This window comes from Curtobacterium flaccumfaciens pv. betae (assembly GCF_026241855.1).
Lineage (GTDB): Bacteria > Actinomycetota > Actinomycetes > Actinomycetales > Microbacteriaceae > Curtobacterium > Curtobacterium flaccumfaciens.
On record NZ_JAPJDC010000001.1, the window covers coordinates 1,533,675 to 1,547,316 of the forward strand.

Annotated in this window: 13 protein-coding genes; 11 read left to right on the forward strand and 2 right to left on the reverse strand. The window is 72.0% G+C overall.

Annotated elements, in window-relative coordinates; genetic code table 11:
• The first annotated feature begins 62 nt into the window (after nt 1-62).
• From ORG17_RS18300 to ORG17_RS07235, 7 genes are all read left to right on the forward strand, one after another.
• Nucleotides 63-1,301, forward strand: a complete 1,239-nt coding sequence (locus ORG17_RS18300; protein WP_214526340.1) for a sensor histidine kinase — start codon at nt 63-65, stop codon at nt 1,299-1,301.
• On the forward strand, nt 1,298-1,987 hold the full coding sequence (locus ORG17_RS07210) for a response regulator (protein WP_035808237.1): 690 nt from the start codon (nt 1,298-1,300) through the stop codon (nt 1,985-1,987). Before ORG17_RS18300 ends, ORG17_RS07210 begins: the two co-directional genes overlap by 4 nt.
• A gap of 112 nt (nt 1,988-2,099) precedes the next feature.
• On the forward strand, nt 2,100-2,852 hold the full coding sequence (locus tag ORG17_RS07215; protein ID WP_110860432.1) for an ABC transporter ATP-binding protein: 753 nt from the start codon (nt 2,100-2,102) through the stop codon (nt 2,850-2,852).
• On the forward strand, nt 2,849-4,249 hold the full coding sequence (locus tag ORG17_RS18305) for an ABC transporter permease (RefSeq protein WP_214521232.1): 1,401 nt from the start codon (nt 2,849-2,851) through the stop codon (nt 4,247-4,249). The genes ORG17_RS07215 and ORG17_RS18305 overlap by 4 nt, the downstream gene beginning before the upstream one ends.
• A 464-nt stretch (nt 4,250-4,713) precedes the next feature.
• Complete coding sequence (gene leuA / locus ORG17_RS07225; RefSeq protein ID WP_110860436.1) at nt 4,714-6,483, forward strand: 2-isopropylmalate synthase; 1,770 nt, start codon at nt 4,714-4,716, stop codon at nt 6,481-6,483.
• A 211-nt stretch (nt 6,484-6,694) separates the two neighbouring features.
• Nucleotides 6,695-7,549 carry a DNA repair protein RecO gene (gene recO / locus ORG17_RS07230; RefSeq protein ID WP_027465318.1) on the forward strand — a complete coding sequence of 285 codons (855 nt, stop codon included), beginning with the start codon at nt 6,695-6,697 and terminating at the stop codon, nt 7,547-7,549.
• Nucleotides 7,546-8,343, forward strand: coding sequence for an isoprenyl transferase (locus ORG17_RS07235; protein WP_214526339.1), 798 nt, complete (start codon nt 7,546-7,548; stop codon nt 8,341-8,343). Before recO ends, ORG17_RS07235 begins: the two co-directional genes overlap by 4 nt.
• A gap of 77 nt (nt 8,344-8,420) precedes the next feature.
• Here ORG17_RS07235 and ORG17_RS07240 read toward each other — a convergent pair whose 3' ends face one another.
• Nucleotides 8,421-9,368 carry a LysR family transcriptional regulator gene (locus ORG17_RS07240; RefSeq protein ID WP_214526338.1) on the reverse strand — a complete coding sequence of 316 codons (948 nt, stop codon included), beginning with the start codon at nt 9,366-9,368 and terminating at the stop codon, nt 8,421-8,423.
• A 70-nt stretch (nt 9,369-9,438) separates the two neighbouring features.
• Between ORG17_RS07240 and ORG17_RS07245 the strand changes: the two genes are divergently transcribed.
• From ORG17_RS07245 to ORG17_RS07260, 4 genes are all read left to right on the forward strand, one after another.
• On the forward strand, nt 9,439-10,494 hold the full coding sequence (locus ORG17_RS07245) for an aminotransferase class V-fold PLP-dependent enzyme (protein WP_214526337.1): 1,056 nt from the start codon (nt 9,439-9,441) through the stop codon (nt 10,492-10,494).
• 107 nt (nt 10,495-10,601) lie between these two features.
• Complete coding sequence (locus tag ORG17_RS07250) at nt 10,602-11,987, forward strand: glycine--tRNA ligase (RefSeq protein WP_027465322.1); 1,386 nt, start codon at nt 10,602-10,604, stop codon at nt 11,985-11,987.
• Nucleotides 11,988-12,117: 130 nt separating this feature from the next.
• Entirely contained in the window at nt 12,118-12,852 is a 735-nt protein-coding gene (locus tag ORG17_RS07255; protein WP_214526336.1) for a DsbA family oxidoreductase, read from the forward strand.
• A 5-nt stretch (nt 12,853-12,857) separates the two neighbouring features.
• Complete coding sequence (locus ORG17_RS07260; RefSeq protein WP_214523611.1) at nt 12,858-13,103, forward strand: hypothetical protein; 246 nt, start codon at nt 12,858-12,860, stop codon at nt 13,101-13,103.
• 8 nt (nt 13,104-13,111) lie between these two features.
• On the opposite strand, the gene ORG17_RS07265 is transcribed toward ORG17_RS07260, so the two are convergent.
• Nucleotides 13,112-13,597: an aminoacyl-tRNA deacylase gene (locus ORG17_RS07265; protein ID WP_214526335.1), complete on the reverse strand. Its 486-nt coding sequence runs from the start codon at nt 13,595-13,597 to the stop codon at nt 13,112-13,114.
• Between the last annotated feature and the right edge of the window lie 45 nt (nt 13,598-13,642).

Consider the following 13,642-nt stretch of genomic DNA (forward strand, 5'->3'; position numbering starts at 1 on the left):
TCGCACCCCGGGTCATCCGGGCGAGGGACGCGGGGACGAGCGACCCGCCGTACCGTGGACGGGTGTTCCGTCCCATGCTGCGCGCGCAGGTCATCACCGACCTGCTGATCGCCGTGCTGCTCGGCGGCCTCGTGCTGGTCGCCAGCGGGCGCGGGCTCGACGGGCCGCTGTCCGTGGTCACCGTCGTCGGGATGACCGGCGCCCTGGCGATCCGGCGTCTGTCACCCGGGCTCGCCCTGGCCGTGGCGTGGGTGTTCGCGGTCTTCGAGATGGTCACCCTGCAGGTTCCGGACGTGTCGAACGCGTTCATCGCCGGCGTCATGTACACGACGAGTGCGTACGGCAGCCGCCGTGTGCGGCTCGCCGGGCTCGTGTCGGCGATCCTCGGGTCCGTTGCGGCGGCGGCGTACATGGGCTTCGACGACTACCGGAACCGCCTCACCTACGAGACCACCTCGACGTCGTTGCCGGAGTCGCTGCAGGTCACCCTGTCGTTCTTCGCCGTCGTCCTGCTCCTGCTGCTGCTGCCGTGGCTCGCCGGACTGGTGATCCGCACCCGTCGCTCGGCGAGCATGAGTCGCGAGGCCCAGCTGCTGGCCGAGCGTGACGCCGCGCGGGCCGACCGGGCCGTCGCGGTCGAGCAGGAGCGCGTGCGGATCGCCCGCGACATGCACGACATCGTCGCGCACTCGCTCGCGGTCGTCATCGCGCAGTCCGACGGTGCCCGGTACGCCCTGAAGGCCGACCCCGCGGTGGCCGACCAGGCCCTCAGCACCATCTCGGCCACGGCCCGTCGAGCCCTCGGCGACGTGCGCGAGCTCCTCGGCGCGCTCCGGCACGAGCAGGGGACTGCGCCGACGCCCGAGATCGACGACATCGACCGGCTCGTCGACGAGATGCGGCAGCTCGGGCTCGACGTACGGGTGGAACGCGAGGGCGACCCCGCCGGGCTGCCCACCACCACGCAGCTCGCCGTCTACCGGATCGTGCAGGAGAGCCTGACGAACGCGTACAAGCACGGTGAGCCCGGCAGCCCGGTGCGTGCCGCCCTGACCTACCGGCCGGACACGGTCGAGATCGCCGTCGTGAACCGACGCGCGGACGACGGGGTCCGCGGCCCCGGTACGGGCCACGGCCTGGTCGGCATGCGCGAGCGCGCCGTCATGACCGGCGGCACCATGACCGCCGGGGCCCGAGGGGACGACTTCGCGGTCGCCGTCCGGATGCCGACCGTCCCGGCCAGCGGGCAGATGCCCCGCGGCCGGATCACCCCGACCGAGCAGGAGCGCACCGCCCGATGACCACGATCCCGACCGACGAGCACTCGATCCGTGTTGCCCTCGTCGACGACCAGGCGCTGTTCCGCACCGGCATCCGGATGCTCATCGACTCACAGCCCGACCTGCGGTTCGTCGGCGAGGCGGGCGACGGTGCCGAGGGGGTCGAACTCGTCCGACGGACCCGTCCCGACGTGGTGCTGATGGACGTCCGGATGCCCGTGATGGACGGCATCACGGCGACCGGCCACATCGTCGAGCAGTCCGGCACCGACGGTGCGAAGGTGCTCGTGCTGACCACGTTCGACTTCGACGAGGCCGCCGCCAAGGCCATCCGCGCCGGTGCGAGCGGCTTCGTGCTCAAGGACGCCGACCCCGAGTTCCTGCTCGCGGCGGTCCGGACCGTGCACGCCGGCACCGCGGTGTTCGCCGCGTCGGCCACGCGGGAGCTCCTGCGGCGGTACGACGACTCGGTCGGACGCGCTGCCGCCGTCCCCGCGGCGTTCGCCGACCTCACGCCGCGTGAGCGCGAGATCTTCGACCTGGCCGCCCGGGGGTTCAGCAACAGCGAGATCGCCCAGCACGAGTACGTCAGCGAGGCGACCGTGAAGACGCACATCTCGCGGGTCCTGACGAAGCTCGAGCTCCGGGACCGGGTGCGCCTCGTCGTCTTCGCCCACGAACACGGGCTCGTCACCAAGGCCGACTGATGCCGGGTCATCCGCGGGGATGACCCCTCCACAGGCAACCGAGCCGAGCGGACGATCCACAGGAGCCGAGCGGGCGACGCGGGACGGGACCCCTGACCGCCATCGTGGATGCATGACCACGAGCCACGCCCCGATCATCCGCCTCGACCACGTGTCCAAGCACTACGGCGACGACGCCCGACGTGTGACCGCGCTCGACGACGTCAGCGTCGACATCGGCGCGGGGGAGTTCACCGCGGTGATGGGCCCGTCCGGGTCCGGCAAGTCGACCCTCATGCACGTCGCGGCCGGCCTCGATGCCGTGTCCGCCGGCCGGATCCAGATCGACGGCGTCGACATCACGGCCCTGGGCGACAAGGACCTCACCGAGCTGCGTCGTCGTCGGCTGGGCTTCGTGTTCCAGTCGTTCAACCTCGTCCCGACGCTCGACGTCAGCGAGAACATCCGCCTGCCGTTCCTGCTCGGCGGGCACAAGCCCTCGCACGAGGAGACCGCCTGGATCGACCGGCTGGTCGAGATGCTCGGGCTCGGCAACCGGCTGACGCACCGGCCGCACCAGCTCTCCGGCGGGCAGCAGCAGCGCGTCGCCATCGCACGGGCGCTCGCTTCGCGGCCGGCGGTGGTCGTCGCCGACGAACCGACCGGCGCGCTCGACTCCCGCACCGGGCGCGACGTGCTCGCGATCCTCCGCGGCGCCGTCCAGGAATGGGGCCAGAGCGTCGTCATGGTCACGCACGACCCGGTGGCGGCCGCGAACGCCGACCGGATCCTGTTCCTGGCCGACGGCCGGATCGTCGCCGACCGCCCCGCGATGGACGCCGGCGCGATCTCCACGACGATGCTCGGGATGGAGGCAGCAGCGTGAACGGCATCCGATCCTTCGCCCCCACCGTCCTGGTCGCCGCCCTCGGCACCACGTTCGGTTCCGCCCTGGTCATCGCACCGGGGATCGTGACCGAGGCGCTCCGAGCCGCCGGGGTCGCCGACCTCGGACCGATCAAGGCGATCCTGTCGGTGGTCGGGTGGCTGTTCCTCGGCATCGCGCTCTACGTCGGCGCGATCGTCACCGCGAACACCTGCGCCACCCTGATCGCCGGGCAGACCCGGATCATCGCGTTGCAACGGCTCGTCGGAGCGACCGGTGCGACCCTCCGGGCGCGGATCACCCGCACCGGCCTGGTCGTCGGCGTGCTCGGCGGGGTCGTCGGCGCCGTCGTGGGCACCGCGCTCTCGGCCCTGTTCGTGGTCGTCCTGCGGGGCAACGGGGTCCTGCCCGACGCCGAGTACACGTACGTCCCGTGGGAGCTGGTCCTGCCGGTCGTGGCCGTCGTCCTCGCCACCTGGGGTGCCTTCGCTGCCGGGTCGCGCCGCGTGCTCACCGTCACACCGCTCGAAGCCCTGTCGTCGTCTGTCGAGCCGAGCCACGACGACGTCCGGTCCGGTACGGCCCGCAAGGTCTGGGCGATCGTGCTCATGGCCGGCGGCGCGGTGCTGATGCTGCTCGGGCTCGCGGTGAGCTCGCTGTCCCCGGTCGCGGTCCTGCCGGCGGCGCTCGGTGGGTTCGTGTCCTTCGCGGGGGTCGCCGTGGGGGCGACGATCGTGATGCCGCCCGTGCTGCAGCTCATCGGCCGCATCGGCTCGCACGACCCAGTCGTCCTGCTCGCCGGACGGAACGCGATGCGGGCGCCGGGGCGGTCCTCGCGGGCGACCATCGGGCTCGTCATCGGTGTCACCCTGCTCGTCACCTTCGCGGTGGCACTCGGCATCATGCAGCACGTGCTCGAGACCGAGATGCGCGCCATGAGCGCGGGGAGCGCCACCCCCGGGATGATCGAGGCGCAGCGGGACCTCTTCGTGCAGATCAACGCCGTCGTCAGCGTGATCGTCGGGTTCTCCGCCGTGATCGCCGCCGTCGGGGTCGTGAACGCGCTGGCGCTCGGGGTGCTCCAGCGTCGACGCGAACTCGGGCTGCTGCGGGTGCTCGGCCTGACCGGCGCGCAGGTCCGACGGATGATCGTGACCGAGGCCGTGCAGATGGTCGTCGCGGCCGTCGTCTCGGGGCTCGCACTCGGCACGCTGTACGGCTGGGTCGGCGGGCAGACGCTGCTCGGCTCGCTCGGGACGCCCGTGGCACCGGTGCTGCCGCCGCTGACCATCGGCATCGTGGTGATCGGCGCGCTGGTCCTGGCGGTCGTCGCCACCATCGCCCCGGTGCGGCGCGCGATGCGCGTTCCGCCGACCGAGGCGCTCGCGGTCGACTGACCCGTCGCCCTGGTCGCACCACACGACGAACGGGAGGCCCGGTGTCAGCTGGCACCGGGCCTCCCGTGTCGTCGTGTGGTCGCGCCGACGTGCCCTGGCCGGCCCCACCACGCCGCTCACGTCCGCCGAGGTGTCACGAACCGTCGTCCGGACGCGGCCCGGGCGACAGATCGTGACCGCTCGGCGACCGGCGAGCGGCAGGTCTCGACCACTCGGCACCTCACCCGGCACCTCCCCGGCACCCACCCGGCACCCACTCGGCGCCCCGTTCGACGGCCCCGGGCGGTCCCGCGTCACACGCTTGCGCCAGCCTGGTACACCGGTGCTACCGTGGGTCCCGATGTACTCGGCACTCCTCCTCCTTCGCTGCCGCGACGAGGCCTGACACTCCGGCCCACCTCGTCGCGGAGTCCGTCGTGGCCGCACCACAACAGCTCACGAACACGCGACGAAAGCGAAGAACGATGCAGAACACCCAGCAGCCCTCCGGGATGCCGATCCACAAGTACGTCCCGTTCCACGAGCAGATCAGCGTCGACCTGCCGGACCGCACCTGGCCCACGAAGCGCATCGACAAGGCGCCGCGCTGGTGCGCCGTCGACCTGCGTGACGGCAACCAGGCCCTCATCGACCCGATGGACGCCGAGCGCAAGCGGGCGATGTTCGACCTCCTCGTCCGGATGGGCTACAAGGAGATCGAGGTCGGGTTCCCGAGCGCCTCGCAGACCGACTTCGACTTCGTCCGGTCGCTGATCGACGAGGGCGCGATCCCCGACGACGTCACCATCCAGGTGCTGACCCAGGCGCGCGAGCACCTCATCCAGCGCACCTACGAGGCGATCGACGGCGCGAAGCAGGCCATCGTCCACCTGTACAACTCCACGAGCATCGTGCAGCGCGAGGTCGTCTTCCGCACCGACGTGCAGGGCGTGGTGGACATCGCGGTCACCGGCGCAAAGCTCTGCAAGGCCGCCGAGGCGACGCTGCAGCACGATACGACGATCTACTACGAGTACTCGCCGGAGTCCTACACGGGCACCGAACTCGAGGTCGCACTGGAGATCTGCAACGCCGTCCTCGAGGTCTTCGAGCCGACGCCCGAGCGCAAGGTCATCATCAACCTGCCCGCCACCGTCGAGATGGCCACGCCGAACGTCTACGCCGACTCGATCGAGTGGATGTCCCGCCGCCTCGCCCACCGCGAGGACGTCATCCTGTCGCTGCACCCGCACAACGACCGGGGTACCGCGGTCGCGGCCGCCGAGCTCGGCTACATGGCCGGCGCCGACCGCATCGAGGGCTGCCTGTTCGGCAACGGTGAGCGCACCGGCAACGTCGACCTGGTCGCCCTCGGGATGAACCTGTTCACGCAGGGCATCGACCCGGAGATCTCGTTCGCCGACATCGACCAGGTGAAGCGGACGGTCGAGTACTGCAACCAGCTGCCGGTGCCCGAGCGCCAGCCGTGGGCGGGCGACCTCGTGTACACGGCGTTCAGCGGCTCGCACCAGGACGCCATCAACAAGGGCTTCGAGGCGATGAAGGCCAAGGCCGCCGCCGCGGGCAAGGACATCGACGAGATCGAATGGGCGGTGCCGTACCTGCCCGTCGACCCGAAGGACATCGGCCGGTCGTACGAGGCCGTCATCCGCGTCAACTCGCAGTCCGGCAAGGGCGGTGTGGCGTACCTGCTCAAGACCGACCACGCCCTCGACCTGCCCCGCAAGCTGCAGATCGAGTTCTCCGGCGTCGTGCAGCGGCACACCGACACCGAGGGTGGCGAGTTCTCGTCGCAGCGCATCTGGGACGTGTTCCAGGACGAGTACCTGCCCGCGTCGATCGACGACGAGAAGTGGGGCCGGTACGAGCTCACCAAGACGGCGACGTCGAGTGACTTCGAGGGCACGACCTCGCTGTCCGTGGCACTCCGGGTCGACGAGGGCGCGGTCACGGCCGAGGCCGTCGGCACCGGTCCCATCGACGCGTTCCTGAAGGTGCTCGCCGAGCAGGGCGTCCAGGTCACGCTGTACGACTACTCGGAGCACACGATGAGCGCCTCCGGTGACGCGAAGGCCGCGTCCTACGTCGAGCTCGACGTCGACGGCGTGCGTCTGTGGGGCGTCGGCATCGACGCCGACATCTCGACGGCGTCGCTCAAGGCGATCGTGTCCGCGGTGAACCGCGCGGTGCGTGCGGGTGCCGCGGCCGGCGCACCGGAGCTCGTCTCGGCCTGAGACGCGACCAGCCCTGGAGGCGCGGTGCGGGTCCGTCCCGCGCCGCGCCTCCCGTCTGTGCCCGGTCTTTCCCCCCGTCACGCGCGATGGCAGGTCGAATCGGGCGTACCTGGTCGATTCTTCCGACCAGGTACGCCCGATTCCGCTCGGTACCCCCGGGCCCCGGCCCGCAGCACACGCGGCTGTCGGCGGGGCGGGGGATACTGGGGGCATGCCGCTGTACCGGGACGAGTGCGTCGTGTTGCGCACCCACAAGCTCGGTGAAGCCGACCGCATCGTCACGATGCTCTCGCGGCAGCACGGCAAGATCCGCGCCGTGGCCAAGGGCGTGCGGCGGACCGCGTCGAAGTTCGGCAGCCGCCTCGAGCCGTTCATGGTCGTCGACGCCCAGTTCTACGAGGGCCGGTCGCTCGACATCGTCACCCAGGCGGAGTCGCTCGGCGCGTACGGGGCCCAGATCGTCGCCGACTACGGCGCGTACACCGCGGCCAGCGCCATGGTCGAGACCGCCGACCGACTGAGCGAGGCCGACGCCGGGCTGCAGCAGTACCTGTTGCTCGTCGGGGCGCTCCGCTCGTTGTCGCGGGGTGAGCACCAGTCCAGCGCGACCCTCGACTCGTACCTGCTCCGCGCGATGAGCATCGCGGGGTGGGCGCCCTCGTTCAGCGACTGTGCGGTGACGGGGGAGCCCGGCCCGCACTCGGCGTTCGTGGTGCAGCTCGGGGGTGTCGTCGCCGACCGTGCGGCACCACCGGGGACCCCGCGGCTCGACCCGGCGACGCTCGGGGTGCTCGGCTCCCTGCTCGCCGGAGACTGGGCGACGGTCGACGCCACCGATGAGCGGACGCGTTCGCGGGCCTCCGGCGTGGTCGCGGCCTACGCCCAGTGGCACCTGGAACGATCGCTCCGGTCCCTGCCGCACGTCGACCGCTCCGAACACCCGATGCCGGTGCCGCAGACCCACGGCGGACCCGAGGCGACGGCGCGCGCGGTGGCCTCGACCCCGGCACCCGCCGTACCCGAGCCCGACCCTGATCCCGCTGTCGAAGGAGCCCCCACCGCATGAGCCCCCGCCGCCCCGACGACGTCGAACCGTTCCGCCCGATCGACTGGACCGGCGAGACGCCCCCGGCGATCCCGGCCCGGTTCGTGCCGGAGCACGTGGCCATCGTCATGGACGGCAACGGCCGGTGGGCGAACGGCCGCGGCCTGACGCGGATCGAGGGGCACAAGGCGGGCGAGGCCTCGCTCCTCGACGTCGTCGCCGGTGCGATCCAGATCGGCGTCCGGCACGTGTCGGCGTACGCGTTCTCGACGGAGAACTGGAAGCGCTCCCCGGAAGAGGTCCGGTTCCTGATGGGCTTCAACCGCGACGTCATCCGCCGTCGCCGCGACCAGCTGCACCAGTGGGGCGTCAAGGTGCGGTGGGCCGGCCGCCGTCCGAGGCTGTGGCGGAGCGTGATCGACGAGCTCGAGACCGCCGAGCGGATGACGGCGGGCAACGACGTCCTCACGCTGACGATGTGCGTGAACTACGGCGGCCGGAACGAGATCGTCGACGCCGTGCGGGGCATGGCCGAGGACGTCGCCGCCGGACGCCTGAAGCCGAGCCAGGTCACCGAGAAGGCACTCGCCAAGCGGCTGTACGTGCCCGAGATGCCCGACGTCGACCTGTTCCTCCGGAGCTCGGGGGAGCAGCGCACCAGCAACTTCCTGCTGTGGCAGTCCGCCTACGCCGAGATGGTGTTCCTCGACCGGCTCTGGCCGGACTTCCGTCGCACCGACCTGTGGGGTGCGATCGAGGAGTACGCCAGCCGCGACCGACGCTACGGCGGCGCGGTCGACACCCCGACGGCCTAGCCAGAGCCCAAGCCCAAGCCCAAGCCCAAGCCCAAGCCCAAGCCCAAGCCCGAGCCCAAGCCCCGAAGCCCGGCCGCTCAGCCCGGCAGCGGCCCCTCGAGCAGGTGGGCGGCGGAGCGCACCGCGTCGAGCGCCGCACGGACGCTCGGCACACGGTCGGCACCACGGGCGACGACGACCTCGACACGCCGGGCGAGCTCGTCGTCCACGGGGTCGATCGCGACACCGGCGGGGATGACCGTCGTCGCGAGTGCCAGCCGGGGGAGCAGCGCCACCCCGAGCCCGGCGGCGACGAGCCCCACCACGGCGGCCGCGTTGTCCGTCTCCAGCACGATGTCCGGCGTGAACCCCGCGCTCGCGCACGACGCGAGCAGGTGCCCACGGCAACGCGGGCAGCCCCCGATCCACCGGGCGTCGTGGTGGGACGCGAGGTCCACGACGGTGGAGCCGGCGGGCCGGAGTCGCGCAGCGCCTCCTGGCTCGACCGGCGTCACCAGCGCGAGCGGGTCGCGCCCCAGGGCCCGGGTGACGAGGCCCGGGTCCGGTGTGGTCCCGACCTCGTCGCCGACGTAGGTGAAGGTCAGGGCGACGTCGACCTCGCCGCCGCGCAGCAGGTCGAGTGCCTCGGGCGGCTCCACCTCGACGTACGAGGTCGTCACGCCGGGCGCCGTCGCGGCGAGCCGGGCGAGCACCGCGGGCACGAGGGCGGAGGACGCGCTCGGGAACCCGGCGAGTCGCACCCGGCCACGGCCGAGTCCGCCGACGGCGTCGAGGTCCTCGCGCGCCGCGGTCAGCGCGGCCTGGACGTGCAGGGCGTGGTCGGCGAGCACCTGCCCCGCATGCGTGAGGGTCGCGCCCCGTCCGCCCCGCAGGACCAGCGCGTGGCCGAGGCGCTGTTCGGCCCGGGCCAGCAGCTGGCTGACGGCCGGCTGGCTCGACCCGAGTGCGGCGGCAGCGCGGGTGATCGACCCGCCGTCGGCCACGGCGCGGAGGACCCGGAGCAACTGGGGATCGATCTCGTCCATCACCCGATGTTATCGGTGGCACAACGAACCGGCTCTGGCGTGATGGGACGGGAACGAGGACGCTGTCCGCATGGACTCCTTCCCCGCCGGCCGCGGCTACCTGGCGGCGTGCACCGCGGGCCTGCCGACCCGCGGCACCCTCGCCGCCCAGCGCGCCGACCTCGACGCGTGGTCCCGGGCCGAGACGTCGCCCGCCCGGTACGGCGCGCTGGTCGAGCAGGGACGTGCGCTCTTCGCCGCGCTGGTCGGCGTCCCGGTGGAGCGCGTGGCGACGGGATCGCAGACCTCGGTGATGGCCGCGGTCGTCGCCGACGCGCTGCCGGACGGCGCCGAGGTGGTCGTCCCCGACGGCGACTTCAGCTCGGTCGTCTTCCCGTTCCTCGCCCAGGCGCACCGCGGCGTCCGGGTCCGGAGCGTCCCGCTCGAGCGGCTCGCGGCGTCCGTCGGGCCCGACACCGCCCTGGTCGCGTGGTCCGCGGTGCAGTCCGCGACCGGCGTGGTCACCGACCCCGACCCGGTCGTGGCCGCCGCCCGACGCGTCGGCGCCCTGACCCTCTGCGACCTCACGCAGGCCGCCGGCGTGCTGCCCGTCGACGCCGCACCGTTCGACGTGACGCTCACGCACACCTACAAGTGGCTCTGCGCTCCGCGCGGCGTCGCCTTCATGACGCTCTCCGACACCGCCCTCGGCCGGCTCCGCCCGGTGCAGGCCGGCTGGTACGCGGGCGCGGACGTCTGGTCCTCCTGCTACGGCCCCGCCATGCACCTGGCCGACGACGCGCGTCGCTTCGACGTCTCGCCGGCCTGGCAGGCGTGGCCCGGTGCCGTGGCCGCCCTCGAACACGCGGTCGGGCTCGACCAGCGGGCGGTCTGGAGGCACGCCACCGGTCTCACGGATCGGCTGTGCGACGCCCTCGGGTCGCCCCGGCAGGGCGGCGGGCAGGCGATCGTGACGTTCGCGGACGCCGACGGGGCGGCCCTCCGGGCCCTCACCGCCGCAGGCGTCACCGCCTCGGGGCGTGCCGGGCGACTGCGCATCGCGTTCCACCTGTGGAACGACGAGTCCGACGTGACCGACGTCGTGGCCGCGCTCGGCGGGGTGGGGCCGGGCACGTCGGCGAGGTGAGCATGGAGGGCGGACCCGTGGCGGGCCTCCCGGGCCAGGATCGCCGGTAGTCTTGCCCGGACCGTTTCCGCACCGAGCACCCAGCTCGGCGACCTCTGGAGCACCCTTTGGCACAGCCCTCCCGTCTCGACAGCGTCATCGCCCTGGCCAAGCGCCGCGGCTTCGTCTTCCAGTCGGGTGAGATCTACGGAGGCTCCCGCTCCGCATGGGACTACGGGCCCCTCGGTGTGGAGCTCAAGGAGAACATCAAGCGCCAGTGGTGGCAGCGGTTCGTCCGGGGCCGCGGGGACATGGTCGGACTCGACTCCGCGGTGATCCTGCCCCGCAAGGTGTGGGAGGCCTCCGGGCACGTCGCGACCTTCACCGATCCGCTGGTGGAGTGCCTGCACTGCCACCACCGGTTCCGCGAGGACCACCTGCTCGAGGCGTTCGAGGCGAAGAAGGGCCGCGCCCCCGAGGGCGGCATGGCCGAGATCGCCTGCCCGAACTGCGGCACCCGCGGCGAGTGGACCGAGCCCCGCGAGTTCTCCGGGATGCTCAAGACCTACCTCGGCCCGGTCGAGTCGGAAGAGGGCCTGAACTTCCTGCGCCCCGAGACGGCGCAGGGCATCTTCGTCGACTTCGCGCAGGTCGTCACGACGAGCCGCATGAAGCCCCCGTTCGGCATCGGTCAGGTCGGGAAGGCGTTCCGCAACGAGATCACGCCCGGCAACTTCATCTTCCGCACGCGCGAGTTCGAGCAGATGGAGATCGAGTACTTCGTGCCGCCGGCCTCGGCCGAGGAGCACTACGAGCAGTGGATCGCCGACTCGGTCGCGTTCTACACCGACCTCGGCATCGACCCGGAGAACCTGCGCCGCTTCGACGTGCCGGACGGCGAGCGGGCGCACTACTCCGACGCCACCGCCGACATCGAGTACCGCTTCGGCTTCACCGGCTCGGAGTGGGGCGAGCTGATGGGCGTCGCGAACCGCACCGACTTCGACCTGAACAACCACATCGAGGCGTCCGGCCAGGACCTCCGGTTCTTCGACCAGGCCGCCAACGAGAAGTACGTGCCGTACGTCATCGAGCCGTCGTTCGGGCTGACCCGTGCACTCATGGCGTTCCTGCTCGACTCGTACCACGAGGACGAGGCCCCGAACGCGAAGGGCGGCGTCGACAAGCGCACGGTCCTGCGCCTCGACCCGCGCCTGGCCCCGGTGAAGGCCGCCGTCCTGCCGCTGTCGCGCAACGAGCAGCTCTCGCCCGTCGCCCGCGGCCTGGCCGACGACCTGCGCAAGAACTGGAACGTGGACTTCGACGACGCCGGTGCCATCGGCCGTCGCTACCGTCGCCACGACGAGATCGGCACGCCGTTCTGCATCACGGTCGACTTCGACACGCTCGAGGACAAGGCCGTCACGGTGCGCGAGCGCGACACCATGGGCCAGGAGCGCGTCTCGCTCGACCAGCTGCAGGGGTACCTGGCGCAGCGGTTGCTCGGCGCGTAGGGGTTCCGCGGCTCCGCCAGACACCGGTGTTCGTGTGTTGCACACCCGCAGCAGGGTGTTCGACCTGCGAACACCGGTGTTTTGCTGCCAGCGACGGGAATGCGCGCCGCAGGAACGCGTTGGGGTCAGCATGAACGACTCCGTGAAGGTCGATGTCTGGTCGGACATCGCCTGCCCCTGGTGCTACATCGGCAAGCGCAAGTTCGAGGCCGGCGTCGCCGCCTTCGGCGCCTCGAGCGAGGGCCGCCCCGTCGAGGTCGAGTACCACTCCTTCGATCTCAGCCCGGACACCCCCGTCGACTTCGAGGGCACCGAAGCCGAGTTCCTCTCGGGCCACAAGGGCATGCCCGTCGACCAGGCGCAGCAGATGCTCGACCAGGTCACCGCCATCGCCGCTGGCGTCGGTCTCGACTACGACTTCGAGGCCATGCACCACACCAACACCGTGAAGGCCCACCAGGTCATCCACCTCGCCAAGCAGCACGGCAAGCAGCTCGAGATGGTCGAGCGTCTGTTCACCGCCTACTTCGAGCGCGGCGAACACGTCGGACAGGAGTCCTCCCTCGCCGATCTGGCTGCGGAGATCGGCCTCGACCGCGACGAGGTCCTCAGCACCCTGCGCGACGACGCCCAGCTCGCCGCGGTCCGCGCCGACCAGGCCCAGGCGCAGGCGTACGGGATCAACGGCGTGCCCTTCTTCGTGATCGACGGCAAGTACGGCGTCTCCGGCGCCCAGGACCCGACGGCGTTCGAGCAGGTGCTCCGCCAGGTGGTCGCGCTCCGCGAGACCACGCCGGAGGAGGTCGCCTCGGCGGCCGAGCGCGCGGCGGACGACGCGAGCGCGGACGTGGCGGTGACCCGATGACGGACATGACCATCAGCGACCAGGGCGCGGTGCGCCTCCAGGCCGAGACGTCGGTGCCGTCCGTACCGGACGCGCTCACGGGGCTGCCGGGCGCGTTCGGTGGTTCCGGCGTCCCCGGTCTGGAGGCCCGTCCCGCGTTGCTGACGCTCGTCACGCCCGGCGGTGCGCCGGTCTGCGAGGGCGACGCCTGCCTGATCGACGCCGGCTCGTTCGCCGGGGCCGAGGGCGACTGGTCCGAGGTGCCGGACTGACGGCTGCGTCAGTCGCGCTGCGGTTCCTCGTCGGTGATGTCGGCGACGGTCGCGCCGTAGGCGGCGACGAGCGCGTCGGCGTCGACGAAGGCGCTCGCACCGTGCCGGCCGGCGCCCAGGGCGACCCGGCGGCCGACGATGCGTTCGTCGGCGTACACCGGCAGGTCGCCCGTGGCACCGATCGGCGTGATGGTGCCGCGCTCGTAGCCGGACGCTTCGAGCGCCGTGGTGGCGTCGGGCATCGAGAGCTTGTTGACGCCGACGACCGTGCGGAGCTTCTTCCAGGCGATGCTGCGGCCGCCGGGCACCAGGGCGAGCAGGAACCCGCCGTCGTGGCGCTTCACCACCAGGGTCTTGACGATGTCGCCGGGCTCGATGCCGAGCAGTCCGGCGGCCTCGTGCAGGGAGTTCGCGGCCGGGCGCTCGACCACTTCGACCGGCAGGCCACGGGCCTGGGCGTCGGCGTCGAACCGGGTGCTGGCGTCGGTCGTCATGTGGAGAACGCTACCGGCGCGCACCGACGTGGGAGAATGGGAGAC